The organism is Pseudomonas sp. 9.2(2024) (genome assembly GCF_039695385.1).
GTDB classification, from domain to species: domain Bacteria; phylum Pseudomonadota; class Gammaproteobacteria; order Pseudomonadales; family Pseudomonadaceae; genus Aquipseudomonas; species Aquipseudomonas paraglycinae.
On record NZ_CP155585.1, the window covers coordinates 3,898,111 to 3,912,316 of the forward strand.

A 14,206-nucleotide genomic window follows, 5' to 3' on the forward strand; every position below is an offset into this window, starting at 1 on the left:
CTTTGTAGGATTCAGAGACATCCTCGCGTTTGGCGATCCGGGAGCTGGCACGTATGATGCTTCACAAACTTCCGCAGATTAGAAGCCTATGTCCCTGATAGTTCTACTGCTTCTGCCTTTTCTGGGCAGCTGTCTGGCAGCCGTGCTGCCGCACAACGCACGTAACGCCGAATCCCTGCTGGCAGGTCTGGTCGCACTGATCGGCACTGTCTCGGTCGCGCTGCTATACCCGCAGATCGCCCACGGCGGCGTGATCCGCGAAGAATTCACGTGGCTGCCCAGCCTGGGCCTGAACTTCGTCCTGCGCATGGACGGCTTCGCCTGGCTGTTCTCGATGCTGGTGCTGGGCATCGGCACCCTCGTTTCCTTATATGCCCGTTATTACATGTCGCCGGACGATCCGGTGCCGCGTTTCTTCGCGTTCTTTCTGGCGTTCATGGGCGCCATGCTCGGGCTGGTGATCTCCGGCAACCTGATTCAAATCGTGTTCTTCTGGGAGCTGACCAGCCTTTTCTCGTTCCTGTTGATCGGCTACTGGCACCACCGCCACGACGCGCGCCGTGGTGCGTACATGGCGTTGATGGTCACCGGTGCGGGCGGATTATGTCTGCTGGCGGGGGTCATGATCCTCGGCCATGTGGTCGGCAGCTATGACCTGGACAAGGTCCTGGCCGCCGGCGATCTGATTCGCGCACATGCCCTCTACCCCATCCTGCTTCCCCTCATTCTTATCGGCGCCCTCAGCAAAAGCGCCCAGTTCCCCTTCCACTTCTGGCTGCCGCACGCGATGGCGGCGCCCACACCGGTTTCGGCGTACCTCCATTCGGCGACCATGGTCAAGGCAGGGGTTTTCCTGCTGGCCCGGCTGTGGCCGTCGCTGTCCGGCAGCGAAGAATGGTTCTACATCGTCAGCGGCGCCGGTGCCGCCACGCTATTGCTCGGCGCGTACTGCGCGATGTTCCAGAACGATCTCAAAGGACTGCTGGCCTACTCGACCATCAGCCATCTCGGCCTGATCACGCTGCTGCTCGGCCTGAACAGCCCGCTGGCCGCCGTGGCGGCGGTGTTCCACATTCTCAACCACGCGACCTTCAAGGCTTCGCTGTTCATGGCCGCGGGGATCATCGACCACGAAAGCGGCACCCGCGACATCCGCAAACTCAACGGCCTGTTCAAACTGATTCCGTTCACCGCCACCCTGGCGATGGTGGCCAGTGCCTCCATGGCCGGCGTGCCACTGCTCAACGGTTTCCTGTCCAAGGAGATGTTCTTCGCCGAAACCGTGTTCATCAACGCCACCGCCTGGGTTGAAACCAGCCTGCCGATCATCGCGACCATTGCCGGTATGTTCAGCGTTGCCTACTCGCTGCGCTTCACCGTTGATGTGTTCTTCGGCCCAACCGCCACCGACCTGCCGCACACCCCGCACGAACCGCCGCGCTGGATGCGTGCGCCGGTGGAACTGCTGGTGTTCACCTGTTTGCTGGTGGGGATTTTCCCGGCACAAGTTGTAGGCCCGTTGCTGGCCGCTGCCGCCTTGCCGGTGGTGGGTGGCGTGCTGCCGGAATACAGCCTGGCGATCTGGCACGGCCTCAATGCACCGATGATCATGAGCCTGATCGCCATGTCCGGCGGCATCGTGCTGTATCTGCTACTGCGCAACCAGCTCAAGCGCGGCCGCTTCAAGTATCCGCCGCTGGCGGGCCGCCTCAACGGCAAGCGAATGTTCGAGCGCAGTCTGGTGGCGATGATGCGTCTGGCCCGGCGGCTGGAGCGGCGGATCGGCACCAAGCGTCTGCAAGCCCAGCTGTTCCTGATGGTATTGGCGGCAGTGCTGGCCGGCCTGATTCCGATGCTGCACAGCAGTCTGAGCTGGGGCGATCGGCCGAAGATTCCTGGCTCGATCGTGTTCGTGACCCTGTGGCTGCTGGCAATCGCCTGCGCCCTCGGCGCCGCATGGCAAGCCAAGTATCACCGTCTCGCCGCCCTGACCATGGTCAGTGTCTGCGGGCTGATGACCTGCGTGACCTTCGTCTGGTTCTCGGCGCCGGATCTGGCCCTGACGCAACTGGTGGTCGAAGTGGTGACCACCGTGTTGATCCTGCTCGGCCTGCGCTGGCTGCCACGGCGGATCGAAGAGGTTTCGCCGCTGCCAAGCAGCCTGCGCAAGGCGCGGGTACGGCGTCTGCGCGACTTGCTGCTGTCGATTGCCGTTGGTGGCGGCATGGCGCTGCTGTCCTACGCGATGCTGACCCGGCAGACGTCGAACGACATTTCCTCGTTTTACCTGAGCCGCGCCCTGCCCGAGGGCGGCGGCAGCAACGTGGTCAACGTGATGCTGGTGGATTTCCGTGGTTTCGACACCCTTGGCGAAATCACGGTGCTGGCCGCCGTGGCACTGACCGTGTTCGCCCTGCTGCGTCGCTTCCGCCCGCCGAAAGAAAGCCTGCAACTGCCGGCCCAGCAGCGCCTGCTCGCCCCCGACGTGGTCACCGATCTGGTCAACCCGCGCTCGGCCAGCGACACCGCGCTCGGTTTCATGATGGTGCCGGCGGTGCTGGTGCGTCTGTTGCTGCCGATTGCGCTGGTGGTGTCGTTCTACCTGTTCATGCGCGGGCACAACCAGCCGGGTGGCGGCTTTGTCGCCGGTCTGGTGATGTCGGTGGCGTTCATCCTGCAATACATGGTCGCCGGCACCCAGTGGGTCGAGGCGCAAATGAGCCTGCGCCCACTGCGCTGGATGGGCACCGGCCTGCTGTTCGCCACCGTCACCGGCCTCGGGGCGATGGTGGTGGGTTATCCGTTCCTCACCACCCACACCTGGCATTTCAGCCTGCCGCTGCTGGGTGACATCCATATCGCCAGCGCGCTGTTCTTCGATATCGGCGTCTACGCCGTGGTGGTCGGCTCGACCTTGCTGATCCTCACCGCCCTCGCCCACCAATCGGTCCGGGGCCACAAAACCGCTGCCGCCAAAGGAGCCGTCTGATGGAAGAAGTCATCGCAATCGCCATCGGCGTGCTCGCCGCGTCCGGGGTCTGGCTGATCCTGCGGCCAAGGACATTCCAGGTGGTGATGGGCCTATGCCTGCTCTCTTACGGCGTCAACCTGTTCATCTTCAGCATGGGCAGCCTGTTCATCGGCAAGGAGCCGATCATCAAGGACGGCGTGCCGCAGGATCTGCTCAATTACACCGACCCGCTGCCCCAGGCGCTGGTGCTGACGGCCATCGTCATCAGCTTCGCCATGACCGCTTTGTTTCTGGTGGTGCTGCTGGCCTCACGGGGCCTGACCGGCACCGACCACGTTGACGGAAGGGAGCCCAAGGAATGACGGCGATGACTCACCTGATCGCCGCACCGATCCTGCTGCCGCTGCTGACCGCCGCCATCATGCTGATGCTCGGCGAGAAGCACCGACCACTGAAGGCGAAAATCAACCTGTTCTCCAGCCTCCTCGGCCTCGGCATCTCGGTAATGCTGCTGCAATGGACCCAGACCACCGGCGTTCCCGGTTCGATTGGGGTTTATCTGCCGGGCAACTGGCAGGTGCCGTTCGGCATCGTGCTGGTGGTCGATCGTCTGTCGGCATTGATGCTGGTGCTGACCGGAATCATTGGCGTCAGCGCCCTGCTCTTCGCCATGGCCCGCTGGGACGGCGCGGGGTCGAGCTTCCACGCCTTGTTCCAGATTCAGTTGATGGGACTTTACGGCGCATTCCTGACGGCGGACCTGTTCAACCTGTTCGTATTCTTCGAGGTGCTGCTCGCCGCGTCCTACGGTTTACTGCTCCACGGCTCGGGCCGGGCGCGGGTGTCGTCGGGGCTGCATTACATTTCGATCAACCTGCTGGCCTCGTCGCTGTTTTTGATCGGCGCGGCATTAATCTACGGCGTGACCGGCACGCTGAACATGGCGGATCTGGCCCTGAAGATCCCGCTGGTGCCGGAAGCCGACCGAGGCCTGCTGCACGCTGGCGCAGGGATTCTGGCCGTGGCGTTCCTGGCCAAGGCCGGCATGTGGCCACTGAACTTCTGGCTGGTACCGGCCTACTCGTCGGCCAGCGCGCCGGTGGCGGCGATGTTCGCGATCATGACCAAGGTCGGCGTCTACACCTTGCTGCGTCTGTGGACGCTGCTGTTCTCGGGCCAAGCGGGCGCTTCGGCTTACTTCGGCGGTGACTGGCTGATCTACGGCGGCATGGCGACCATGGCCGGTGCGGGCGTGGCAATCATTGCCGCGCAACGCCTGGAACGCATGGCTAGCCTGAGCATTCTGGTGTCGGCGGGGATCCTGCTGTCGGCCGTGGGTTTTGCCCAACCCAATCTGATCGGCGCCGCGCTGTTCTATCTGGTCAGCTCGACCCTGGCGTTGAGCGCGCTGTTCCTGCTGGCTGAGTTGATCGAACGCTCGCGTACCGCCATCGAAGTGCCGCTGGAAGATGAAAACGAACTGCTGCCGCGTCCGCAGGAGTGGCAGCGTCCGGTCAAGGGCATCAACCTCGACGACGATCAGAAAGCCGTGGTCGGTCAGGTGATCCCGTGGACCATGGCCTTCCTCGGCCTGAGCTTCATTGCCTGCGCGCTGCTGATTATCGGTATGCCGCCGCTGTCCGGTTTCATCGGCAAGCTGAGCCTGATCGGCGCCCTGCTCAACCCGCTGGGCCTCGGCGCCGGCGAACCGATCTCGAATGCCGCATGGGCGTTGCTGGCCCTGCTGATCCTCACCGGACTCGGCTCGCTGATGGCGTTCTCGCGCCTGGGCATCCAGCGCTTCTGGTCGCCCGAAGAGCGCCCGTCGCCCCTGCTGCGCAAACTGGAATGCACGCCGATTTTCCTGCTGCTCGGGCTGAGCATCGCGCTGACCTTCAAGGCTGAACCGCTGCTGCGTTACACCCAGGCAGCAGCCGATGCGCTGAACAATCCGCAGCAATACGTAATGGCGGTGCTCGGCACCCGCGCCGTGCCGAGCCCGGAAGCCAAGGCTGCGCTGCTGGAGGTGCAACCATGAAGCGTCTGTTCCCTGCGCCGTGGCTGTCGCTTGCGCTGTGGTTGCTCTGGCTGGTGCTGAACCTGTCGGTCAGCCCGGGCAACCTGCTGCTGGGTGCCGTACTCGGTTTCTGTGCCCCGCTGATGATGCGCAAACTGCGCCCGCAACAAATTCACATCCGCCGCCCGGGCACGATCCTGCGATTGTTTCTGCTGGTCGGGCGTGACGTGATCGTCTCGAATCTGCAGGTGGCCTGGGGTGTACTCAACGCCGGTCGTCGGCCGCTTCGTTCACGCTTCATCAAGGTGCCGCTGGACCTGCGCGATGCCAACGGTCTGGCGGCGCTGTCGATGATCTGTACGGTCGTGCCCGGCACGGTATGGTCGGAGCTGGCGCTGGATCGCAGCATTCTGTTGCTGCACGTGTGGGATCTGGATGACGAAGCGCAATTCATCCAGCACTTCAAGGTCACTTACGAGCGGCCATTGATGGAGATTTTCGAATGAGCCCGCTGCTGTCGAACGCGATTCTGCTGACGCTGTTCCTGTTTTCCCTGGCCATGGTCCTCACGCTGGTGCGCCTGTTCAAAGGCCCGTCGGCGCAAGACCGGGTACTGGCGCTGGATTACCTGTACATCGTCGCCATGCTGATGATGCTGACCCTGGGGATTCGTTATGCCAGTGACACCTACTTCGAAGCGGCGCTGCTGATCGCGCTGTTCGGCTTCGTCGGCTCGTTTGCTTTGGCGAAGTTCCTCCTGCGTGGCGAGGTGATCGAATGAACGCTGAACTGTCTCTCTGGGTGGAAATCCCGGTGGCGATCCTGCTGGTCCTCAGCGGCGTGTTCGCCCTGATCGGCGCGACCGGCCTGCTGCGGATGAAAGATTACTTCCAGCGCATGCACCCGCCGGCGCTGGCCTCGACGTTGGGCGCGTGGTGCGTGGCGCTGGCGTCGATCATCTGTTTTTCCGCGCTCAAATCCGGGCCGGTGCTGCACGCATGGCTGATCCCGATTCTGCTGTCGATCACCGTGCCAGTGACCACCCTGCTGCTGGCGCGGGCGGCATTGTTCCGCAAGCGCATGGCGGGGGATGATGTGCCGGCCGAGGTCAGCAGCCGGCGTACTGAAACCGGCAGTTAGATCCAGGCGACAGCCAACAGCCCGGCTCCCAATATCAGACACAGCGGCGAGTAAACCCAAGTGTCGAGCCGGGCAAATCGCGACCCCTTCACTTCCTTGAAAAACCCCACCAGCTCCGAATCGCCGATTGCCCGCGCAAACATCAGCAGCGCAATCGCGCTGATCACCCATTGCAGCGCCCAGTGATGCACGGCGGGCAGCCACCACCCCACTCGCATGCACACCAGTGCGGCAATCAGCAGCAGAGCTGCCGCCACCACCAGCGTGATCCAGCCTGACGGCTTGAACGCCGGCCTGAGCGTCAGCCCGCCGTTGTCCACCGGAACCTGCGGCACCACTGCCACGGCCGCCCACTGCCCACCCATCGCCCAATACACATGCATCAGGCTGATCACCGCAAATATCGTCACCAGCCATTGAGCCAACACAAAGGTCATGGTCGAGAATCCTTTAAAGGGATTTGAACAAAACATCCTAGTCGGCATTTTTCCATGTGCACGACCGGTCGGCGGTGCGGTAAAGTGCCGCCCCATGAAATTCACCCGTACCGATCGCTCACTGCTGGCATGGATGCTCTATTGCTGCGTCCTGTTCAACGTGTTCGCCTGCAGCATCGGTCACGGACAAATGGTCGGCATGCAGCTCAACGGTATCGGCGGCCAGTTCTGCGCCGTCGACCCGAGCACCCAGGCGCCGCTCGCCTCGAATCCCGCCGAAGAAAAACTGCCGACCCTGGCCAAGGCCTTCGGTTGTCCGCTGTGCTCCACAGGCGGCATGGGCCCGGCGTTCAACTCCAGCCTGACCCTCGCGATCCTGCCTGAACAACACAGCCCGCCGCTGCCGGTCATCGTCAGCGCCGACCTCCCTGCCCGCTTCATCTGGCCTTCGGCCAACCCTCGCGCCCCGCCGCTCGCCTGAGTGTCCTTGCCTTTTTGATTTGTCAGCCTACTGCGCCAACGCGCGGCGTTCGCCTGTGCGCTGACTCCTAGACAAGCATTCAGGATTCAATCGATGAAACAACTTACCTTGCTGGCGAGCCTTTGCGGCTGCCTGTCCGTCAACGTCTGGGCGCAATCCACCGTGGATCTGGCGCCGATCACCATTGACGGCGAATCCGGCGTCGAACCGGGCCTGAGCCTCGACCAGTCCAGCGGCATGGCCTCGCGCCTCGGCCTCAGCGTGCGCGACACCCCCGCTTCGGTGGCCATTGCCAACCGCAATGACATCGAACGTCACGGTTCACAAAACTTTCAGGACGCGGCCAACACCTTGCCGGGGGTGAACGCCAGTGCGCCGCCGGGCTTTGGCGGGTTCGTCTCCTATCGCGGTTTTACCAGCAGCCAGATCACCCAGATGTTCAACGGCGTCAACGTTTCCGGCGGACTGGCACGGCCCGTGGATTCGTGGATTTATGACCGGGTGGAACTGGTGGGCGGTCCGTCGTCACTGATCAACGGCGCTGGCTCGGTCGGTGGCTCGCTGAACTACGTGACCAAACTGGCCACGCGCGACGAGCAAGCCATCGAAGGTCGGGTCAGCTACGGCACCTACGACACTACCGAAACCGCATTCGGCCTCAACCACGCGCTGACCGAACCCGGCGCCGAGGTGCAGCATTACGCGCGTCTCGACGTCAGCCACAACACCAGCAACGGCTACATCGACCGCCAGGAGCGCGATGCCTGGAGCCTGGCGTTCTCGTTGCTCAGCGACCTGACGCCGAACCTGTCGCACACCCTGGCCCTGGAATATCAGGACGAACACGAGGACAGCCCGTACTGGGGCACGCCGGTGCTCAACCCCAAGGCCGGCGAACTGAAGATCGACAAGCACAATCGCTTCAATAACTACAACGTCGAGGATGGGCGCTACGAGCAGCGGACAATCTGGGTGCGCTCGATCATCGACTACCGGATCAACGACAGCACCACCCTGCGCAACACCCTCTATCACCTCGACAGCCAGCGTGATTACCGCAACCTGGAAACCTATCAATACAACGCCGACAACAGCGCGGTGAACCGCTCCACTGCCTATCAGGTTCGGCACCAGGGCGAGCAGAACGGCAACCAGTTCGAACTGCGCCACGACAACAGCCTGTTCGGCCTCGACACCACCTGGTCCGGCGGATTCGAGTACAAGGTAAACCAGACCACCAACTCGCCGCTGAACGTCAAAGGCGCCAGCACGGTGAACCCGAACAACTACCGACCGGGGCATTTCTATGACATTCCCGGAACGATGCCGGGTTTCGTCAGCGACAAGACCAACGAAATCACCACCAAAGCGCTGTTTGCCGAAAACCGCCTGGCACTGACTGACAAGCTCTCGCTGCTTACTGGCCTGCGGTACGACGATATCGACCTCGACGTGACCAACCATCGCACGGTGACCGCGAGCAACCCGCGTCATTTGAAGCGCAGCTGGGAGCCGGTCACCGGGCGCGTCGGCCTGACATACCAGTTCATTCCGTCTGCCAATGTCTACGTGCAATACAGCACCGCCGCCGAGCAGCCCAATGGCACCCAGGACTTCGATGTCTCGACCGGCAAGCAATGGGAAATCGGCAGCAAGTTCGACTACCTGAACGGGCGCGGCTCGGCGACAGTGGCCGCGTACACCATCGAGCGCAAAGACTTCGCGGTGACGGATCCACTGGACCCGACCAGCAGCATTCCGGTCGGCCAGCAGACTTCGAAGGGCATCGAGATTGCCAGCTCGCTGCGGATCACCGACAAGCTGCTGGCCGAAGGCAACTTCGCCTGGGTCGATGCGCAATACGATGAGTTCAACGAAAAGAACGCCGCCGGCGTAGTGGTTTCCCGCAAAGGCAACACACCGACCAACGTGCCGGACCGGGTCGGCAATCTATGGCTGACCTATGATTTCTCGCCGCAATGGCAAGGCGGGGTCGATGCGCGGTATGTGGCGTCGGTGTTCGCCGACAATGCCAACACCATGACCGTGCCGTCGTACACGCTGTTTGGCAGCTTCCTCAGCTACCAGGTGGATTCGCACACCACCGTGACCGGGCGGGTGCGCAACCTGACGAATGAGGTGTATGCCGAGTTCGCCCATGTGTCGCCGGCGTATTACCTCGGCTCACCGCGCACCTTTGAGCTGGCTGTGCAAACCCGCTTCTAAAAGCTTCGCGGGCAAGCCCGCCCCCCACAGGAATCGATGTGTTTTCAAAGCTCAGAGCACACCGAAAAACCTGTGGGAGCGGGCTTGCCCGCGATAAGGCCCATCGTTACGGCCTCTATTTCAAATCAGCTGAAACCTTATCTGCCACATCCTTCGGTAACCACGCCTGCCACACATCCGGATGCGCCTTCATGAACGCCACCGCCGCATCCCGGGGCGCCGTGTGTTTCTCGCTCATTTCGGCCAGCGCCTTGTTCAGATCATCAATCGGAAAATCGACCTTGCCGAAGAACTCGGCAATCTGCGGATACTGCTTCTGGAACGGCGTGGACACCCCGATCGACAGCTTAGAGGCCAGTGAACGGGTCGGTTTCGGATTGGGGTTATCGGCGTCGGTCAGGGTTTTCCAGGCCTCGGCATCAAAAGGCGGCTCTTCCAGCTGGATCAGCTTGAACTTACCGAGCAGAGGGGTCGGCGACCAGTAATAGAACAGCACCGGTTTGCCCCGACGGATCGATGAGCTGATTTCCGCATCCAGTGCCGCACCGGAGCCGCTGCGGAAATTGACGAAATCATCCTGCAAGCCATAAGCCGTGAGCTTCTGCTTGTTGACCACCTCCGATGTCCAGCCGATCGGGCTGTTGAGGAACCGTCCCTTGCTCGGGGTTTCCGGATCCTTGAACACGTCCTTGTACTTCTTTAGATCGCTGACACTGCGCAGCTCCGGCGCCAATGGCTTGATGCCTTTGGCCGGATCGCCCTTGATCACGTACTCCGGCACCCACCAGCCTTCGGTGGCGCCTTTGACCGTGTCGCCCAGGCTGACGACCTTGCCTTCGGCCTCGGCCTTGACCCATACCGGACTGCGCCCGGCCCACTCTTCGCCGATGACCTGAATGTCATTGTTGGCCAGCGCAGTCTCAAGGGTGATGGTGGTGCCCGGCAAGGTATCGGTCGGCAGGCCGTAACCCTTCTCGACGATGATCCGCAGGACGTCGGTGATCAGGCTGCCGCTTTCCCAGTTCAGGTCGGCAAAGTGGATCGGCGCCTGTGCCGCGCTCACCGCAGGCACCGCCGTCATCAAGCCGAAGGAGGTCAGGCCAGCGGCCAGCAACCGTCGAAATCCGTTCATGCTTTTGCACCTCGTGCTGTTCACAGCAATAGCAGGATGGCCTGACAGAAGACCGCAAGCCTCTGAATACTCAGTCAACTGACTGTAGACGAGGTTCCTGCTTTTTCAGGGGCATGACACGGATGAGGCTACTTTTCAGAAATTTCCTGCAGGTTCTTCAGCTCGCGTCTGACCATGCTGGCGTATTCCGCAGGCTGCAAGGCGTAGATCTGCGAGGCGACCCACCCCAGCCAGGCGCTCTTCATTTCGGCCTTTGCAGTGAACAATCGACGTGCTTCTTCACGGGCGCTGTCGAGGTTCTGCAAATGGAAATCGGCGCGGCTCACTCGCTGGCCTTGAAGGTCACCAGTTCGCCCTTGCGCCACTTGGCGGCTTTGGCGGTGACGGCTTTCAGGGTCTTGGTCAGGCCTTCCTGCAGTTGTTCATTGGCGGCGAACACGGTGACCGCGCTGTGGCCTTCCTTGAACACAATGGCATGGCCGTCGGCCGTGGTGACGAACGCGTAGTCGCCCAAGCCGTACACAGTCATTTTGATTTCGCGAAAGCGGATGTCCATCTTGCCGCCTTCACGGCTCGGCAGCACCGACGCGCTGAAATGATCACCGACCTTGAGCTTGAGGCCAGGTTTGTCATCGACCACCAATGCGCTTTCGGTGTCGATCTCGGCAACGTAAATGCCTTCGGCGTTTTGCTCGGTGATGTAAACAAAACGCGATTGAAACTGCTTGACCAGCTTTGCCCGCAAATCACCCAGCACGAACAAAGCATGCATATCGAGGTTACTGACTGCCAAAGAAACATCCCCACACTTGAAAAGAGTGCCGTACGCGAAAAGCGCGCACGGCAGTAAAAGTCGGCCAGGCCGAAGGTGTTGCACAATGACTCGAATATACGCCTGAGCGAGCGAAGTGCTCATCCAACGCGAGGTCCACAAGACTACTGGAATGCCACCCGCGAAACCTGCAAAGACATTCTCCAAATGTTGAAGGAAAACGCCTCACGGCCGGCCAGAGAAAACTGACTACGAACTTTAGGGAAAAAACTCACCAAGAAAAGCACTTTTCCGACATATCGCACGCAAAAAATTGCTTTAGATAACGCCATGCCGTCAACAGGTGTTGGCGATTCTAGAGCAGCGATGCTATTCGCGACTACCCGCAGTGGCCAGTAAATGCGGGTCAATCCATGAAAAGGACTTCATATGTGCACTATGACGCATTTTGCCGTGACTCACGAACCTGCCTTTGCCTTGAACACTTCAGCCTTCGAGACTGTTCCTGCAATGGAGCCTTGCGGACGGGAACCGTTGTTCCAGGTAATCCCGGCGGGCAACGGCTTTTTCCATATCAGGGAAAAGTCGACGGGGCTTGTCAGAGGTTTCCGCGAGAATCACAACGCCGCCTGCGCCCTTGCCCGTTCACTGGAATCGCGAATCGAACTCCTGGCCAGCGAGCACCTCAGATAAAGAGAGTGACCGACCCCGCCATCCTTCAAGGAGTACACCATGGAACTGCCTGCCTACAACCTGACCACCCTGTTCGATCAATTAGGGCTGCCTTCGGAGGAAACGGCGATCGACGACTTCATCGAAGCCCATCCGCTGGATGCCGATACCAAGCTGATCGACGCCGACTTCTGGAGCCCACAACAGGCGCAAATGCTCAAGGAGTGGCTGCGGGCCGATGGCGAGGAAGCCATCATGGTCGATGAGCTGAATGTGCGCCTGCACCGGGGCAAGTAATCTTGATCAGTGCAGGCTGTCACCGGTTTCAGCGCTCAATTGCGCAAGCCATGCGGCCCTGCACTCTTCCGCCTCGTTACGACTTGCAAACGCAGTGCCCCGGCGTTCGCCATTGAGCAGCACCACCCAGCAGACACTTTGCCCCATCGCGCGCAGACCGGCGGGTACACCGCTGCCGATCATCACCGCGACATCGACTCTGCATTGCATGTTGACCTCCCAACTTCATTAGCAACCTAACTATGTGGGCATGTTAATGATTTGGATCAAGAGGAAACAGCAACGCCGCTGCACAGCTTAATTGCAGTTCCGGCAACAATGGCTCAGCGCGGCTTTTCCGGTTTGTAGCCCAGACGCAACCCGCCCCAGTGACGGCCCTTGACCATGATCGGCACCGACAGGTCGTGCATCAGCTCGCCGGTATCGCGGGTGTAGGTCTGCAACAACACCGGTTGCTGATGGCTGCCGCAGCGGATGCCGGTGCGGTCGGCGAATTTGCGTTTGGTGCGGTTGTTCACGGTATCGACCTGTGCATCCCCGGTCAGCGGCTGGCTGAATGCCTGATTGTGGGTCGGCACGTAACCCTGCTGCGTACAGGCGATGGCGAACACCAGGCCTTCGTGGCGCGGCAGCAACGGTTCCTGAATGGCCGGCAGCACCTGATCGGTGTAGCGATCGAAACGAGTCTGGAACTTGGCGGGCTGGGTGTCGGGAATCGGTTGATATTGGCGGTCGAACAGGTCTTCAAGACTAATGCGTCCCTGCTCGACATCGGCCTCGAACCGCGCGGCAATCTGGCTGGCCCCTTCGCGGGCGAGGTCGTAGATGCGTTGGTGATAGTCATCCAGCCCGACTTCGGCCAGACGTTCGCTGATGGTTTCCGCCTGCCCTTCCATTTGCACGGCGGCCTCGGCCAGGTGCCGGGTCTGTTGGTCGCTGATCGCCAGATCGCTGCGCATCTGCTCGATGGCGGTGAACAGGCTGTCGAGCTGTTCACGATTGGTTTCCGCGCCTCGGGCGATTTCGCCGACTTGGGTTTCTACGCCGGCAGCCAGTCGCGCGATGTTTTCCAGGTGCTGGCCGGTGTGTTCGACCTGCTCGACGCCGGTGTGCAAATCGTCGGAGAGCTGGCGGATCTGCTCCACCACCTGCGCCGTGCGTTGCTGGATGTCGGCGACCATCTCGCCCACTTCGCCAGTGGCCGTTGCAGTACGGGCCGCCAGACCGCGCACCTCATCCGCTACCACCGCAAAACCGCGACCGTGCTCGCCGGCCCGGGCCGCTTCGATGGCGGCGTTCAATGCCAGGAGATTGGTCTGACTGGCAATCGACTGAATCACCAGTGTCACGCGCTGGATGTCATCACTGCGCTGGCTCAAGGCTTCGATCAGTTCGCGGCTGGCATTGGCACGCTGGCTGAGCTGATGCATGCGCGAAATGGAATCCACCAGCTCGGTGCGCCCTGCTGCGCTGCTGTGATGGGCTTCGCTGGCAGCGCCCAAGGCTTCACGGCTGAGCTGCGAAGTGGCCTGCTCAGTGGCGATCATGACTTCGGCGTTGTTGACGATCTGCGCGGCGGCGTCGAGTTGCGATTGCAGCTTGCCGGCCAGCTCCTTGACGGAAAACGCCACGCCTGCGGCTGACAGCGCGTTATGACTGGTGGTGTAGGAAAGGTCGCGAGTCAGCTCGGACATCGCGTTATTGCTATCGATCGGTTGCGCATCGGGGACCGCCCGGGAACGCAGGCGCGGCAGCCAGACGATCAGCACCGCCAGCGGCATGCCGACGTACAACGGCCATTCGCCCAGGCTCATTCCGGCCAGCAACAGCATCAGAGCGATGCTTTGCAGGGTCGGCGTCAGCCAGCGATTCTTCGGCAAAACAACTGGTGCAGGCAGAGCCGCAACCAGAGATCCATCTCTCGTCATTTTGTTACCCCACGCTTGTTCTCATTGTTGTGACTGCATTAAACGCCACTACAACGCCATTATCCATGGTCCGTTAGTCGTGGGTCTGTGGCAGGTCAATGGAATGGTGCGGGGACTTTCCGGCAGACGAGAA

The 14,206-nt window shown here is 61.4% G+C and carries 16 protein-coding genes; 10 read left to right on the top strand and 6 right to left on the bottom strand.

Annotated elements, in window-relative coordinates; all coding sequences use genetic code 11:
• The first annotated feature begins 88 nt into the window (after window positions 1-88).
• From ABFB52_RS17350 to ABFB52_RS17375, 6 genes are read left to right on the top strand one after another with little or no spacing between them, the layout of a single operon-like run.
• A complete protein-coding gene (locus tag ABFB52_RS17350) occupies window positions 89-2,989 on the top strand; it encodes a monovalent cation/H+ antiporter subunit A (protein ID WP_129973201.1) in 2,901 nt (966 codons plus the stop codon).
• Window positions 2,989-3,333, top strand: a complete 345-nt coding sequence (locus ABFB52_RS17355; RefSeq protein WP_003192163.1) for a Na+/H+ antiporter subunit C — start codon at window positions 2,989-2,991, stop codon at window positions 3,331-3,333. Before ABFB52_RS17350 ends, ABFB52_RS17355 begins: the two co-directional genes overlap by 1 nt.
• Entirely contained in the window at window positions 3,330-5,009 is a 1,680-nt protein-coding gene (locus ABFB52_RS17360) for a monovalent cation/H+ antiporter subunit D (RefSeq protein ID WP_085602918.1), read from the top strand. The genes ABFB52_RS17355 and ABFB52_RS17360 overlap by 4 nt, the downstream gene beginning before the upstream one ends.
• Complete coding sequence (locus ABFB52_RS17365; RefSeq protein ID WP_085602916.1) at window positions 5,006-5,494, top strand: Na+/H+ antiporter subunit E; 489 nt, start codon at window positions 5,006-5,008, stop codon at window positions 5,492-5,494. The genes ABFB52_RS17360 and ABFB52_RS17365 overlap by 4 nt, the downstream gene beginning before the upstream one ends.
• A complete protein-coding gene (locus ABFB52_RS17370; protein ID WP_011334688.1) occupies window positions 5,491-5,769 on the top strand; it encodes a K+/H+ antiporter subunit F in 279 nt (92 codons plus the stop codon). Before ABFB52_RS17365 ends, ABFB52_RS17370 begins: the two co-directional genes overlap by 4 nt.
• Window positions 5,766-6,128, top strand: a complete 363-nt coding sequence (locus ABFB52_RS17375; RefSeq protein WP_007950534.1) for a Na+/H+ antiporter subunit G — start codon at window positions 5,766-5,768, stop codon at window positions 6,126-6,128. The genes ABFB52_RS17370 and ABFB52_RS17375 overlap by 4 nt, the downstream gene beginning before the upstream one ends.
• Here ABFB52_RS17375 and ABFB52_RS17380 read toward each other — a convergent pair.
• Complete coding sequence (locus ABFB52_RS17380; RefSeq protein ID WP_007950535.1) at window positions 6,125-6,565, bottom strand: DUF3995 domain-containing protein; 441 nt, start codon at window positions 6,563-6,565, stop codon at window positions 6,125-6,127. The genes ABFB52_RS17375 and ABFB52_RS17380 overlap by 4 nt on opposite strands.
• A gap of 94 nt (window positions 6,566-6,659) precedes the next feature.
• On the opposite strand from ABFB52_RS17380, the gene ABFB52_RS17385 reads away from it, so the two are divergent.
• Window positions 6,660-7,046 carry a DUF2946 domain-containing protein gene (locus ABFB52_RS17385; protein WP_085602912.1) on the top strand — a complete coding sequence of 129 codons (387 nt, stop codon included), beginning with the start codon at window positions 6,660-6,662 and terminating at the stop codon, window positions 7,044-7,046.
• Window positions 7,047-7,139: 93 nt separating this feature from the next.
• Window positions 7,140-9,272, top strand: coding sequence for a TonB-dependent receptor (locus ABFB52_RS17390; RefSeq protein WP_129973200.1), 2,133 nt, complete (start codon window positions 7,140-7,142; stop codon window positions 9,270-9,272).
• Between the two features lie 115 nt (window positions 9,273-9,387).
• Here ABFB52_RS17390 and ABFB52_RS17395 read toward each other — a convergent pair whose 3' ends face one another.
• The 3 genes from ABFB52_RS17395 to ABFB52_RS17405 form a co-directional block, all read right to left on the bottom strand.
• Entirely contained in the window at window positions 9,388-10,404 is a 1,017-nt protein-coding gene (locus ABFB52_RS17395) for an ABC transporter substrate-binding protein (RefSeq protein ID WP_129973199.1), read from the bottom strand.
• 128 nt (window positions 10,405-10,532) lie between these two features.
• On the bottom strand, window positions 10,533-10,730 hold the full coding sequence (locus ABFB52_RS17400) for a hypothetical protein (protein WP_085746169.1): 198 nt from the start codon (window positions 10,728-10,730) through the stop codon (window positions 10,533-10,535).
• Complete coding sequence (locus tag ABFB52_RS17405) at window positions 10,727-11,197, bottom strand: hypothetical protein (protein ID WP_007950541.1); 471 nt, start codon at window positions 11,195-11,197, stop codon at window positions 10,727-10,729. The genes ABFB52_RS17400 and ABFB52_RS17405 overlap by 4 nt, the downstream gene beginning before the upstream one ends.
• A gap of 408 nt (window positions 11,198-11,605) precedes the next feature.
• Between ABFB52_RS17405 and ABFB52_RS17410 the strand changes: the two genes are divergently transcribed.
• Both ABFB52_RS17410 and ABFB52_RS17415 read left to right on the top strand, forming a co-directional pair.
• Window positions 11,606-11,869, top strand: a complete 264-nt coding sequence (locus ABFB52_RS17410) for a hypothetical protein (protein WP_102687069.1) — start codon at window positions 11,606-11,608, stop codon at window positions 11,867-11,869.
• Between the two features lie 39 nt (window positions 11,870-11,908).
• Window positions 11,909-12,145, top strand: a complete 237-nt coding sequence (locus ABFB52_RS17415; RefSeq protein ID WP_039767041.1) for a DUF2789 family protein — start codon at window positions 11,909-11,911, stop codon at window positions 12,143-12,145.
• A gap of 6 nt (window positions 12,146-12,151) precedes the next feature.
• On the opposite strand, the gene ABFB52_RS17420 is transcribed toward ABFB52_RS17415, so the two are convergent.
• Together ABFB52_RS17420 and ABFB52_RS17425 are read right to left on the bottom strand one after the other, a co-directional pair.
• Entirely contained in the window at window positions 12,152-12,355 is a 204-nt protein-coding gene (locus ABFB52_RS17420; protein WP_039767042.1) for a hypothetical protein, read from the bottom strand.
• A gap of 113 nt (window positions 12,356-12,468) precedes the next feature.
• Entirely contained in the window at window positions 12,469-14,073 is a 1,605-nt protein-coding gene (locus ABFB52_RS17425; RefSeq protein WP_102687068.1) for a methyl-accepting chemotaxis protein, read from the bottom strand.
• Between the last annotated feature and the right edge of the window lie 133 nt (window positions 14,074-14,206).

Excerpts from the sequence above, each read along its gene's own strand:
- ABFB52_RS17350 (WP_129973201.1), top strand. The coding sequence starts at position 89 with ATGTCCCTGATAGTTCTACTGCTTCTGCCTTTTCTGGGCAGCTGTCTG.
- ABFB52_RS17355 (WP_003192163.1), top strand. The coding sequence starts at position 2,989 with ATGGAAGAAGTCATCGCAATCGCCATCGGCGTGCTCGCCGCGTCCGGG.
- ABFB52_RS17360 (WP_085602918.1), top strand. The coding sequence starts at position 3,330 with ATGACGGCGATGACTCACCTGATCGCCGCACCGATCCTGCTGCCGCTG.
- ABFB52_RS17365 (WP_085602916.1), top strand. The coding sequence starts at position 5,006 with ATGAAGCGTCTGTTCCCTGCGCCGTGGCTGTCGCTTGCGCTGTGGTTG.
- ABFB52_RS17370 (WP_011334688.1), top strand. The coding sequence starts at position 5,491 with ATGAGCCCGCTGCTGTCGAACGCGATTCTGCTGACGCTGTTCCTGTTT.
- ABFB52_RS17375 (WP_007950534.1), top strand. The coding sequence starts at position 5,766 with ATGAACGCTGAACTGTCTCTCTGGGTGGAAATCCCGGTGGCGATCCTG.
- ABFB52_RS17380 (WP_007950535.1), bottom strand. The coding sequence starts at position 6,565 with ATGACCTTTGTGTTGGCTCAATGGCTGGTGACGATATTTGCGGTGATC.
- ABFB52_RS17385 (WP_085602912.1), top strand. The coding sequence starts at position 6,660 with ATGAAATTCACCCGTACCGATCGCTCACTGCTGGCATGGATGCTCTAT.
- ABFB52_RS17390 (WP_129973200.1), top strand. The coding sequence starts at position 7,140 with ATGAAACAACTTACCTTGCTGGCGAGCCTTTGCGGCTGCCTGTCCGTC.
- ABFB52_RS17395 (WP_129973199.1), bottom strand. The coding sequence starts at position 10,404 with ATGAACGGATTTCGACGGTTGCTGGCCGCTGGCCTGACCTCCTTCGGC.
- ABFB52_RS17410 (WP_102687069.1), top strand. The coding sequence starts at position 11,606 with ATGTGCACTATGACGCATTTTGCCGTGACTCACGAACCTGCCTTTGCC.
- ABFB52_RS17415 (WP_039767041.1), top strand. The coding sequence starts at position 11,909 with ATGGAACTGCCTGCCTACAACCTGACCACCCTGTTCGATCAATTAGGG.
- ABFB52_RS17420 (WP_039767042.1), bottom strand. The coding sequence starts at position 12,355 with ATGCAATGCAGAGTCGATGTCGCGGTGATGATCGGCAGCGGTGTACCC.
- ABFB52_RS17425 (WP_102687068.1), bottom strand. The coding sequence starts at position 14,073 with ATGACGAGAGATGGATCTCTGGTTGCGGCTCTGCCTGCACCAGTTGTT.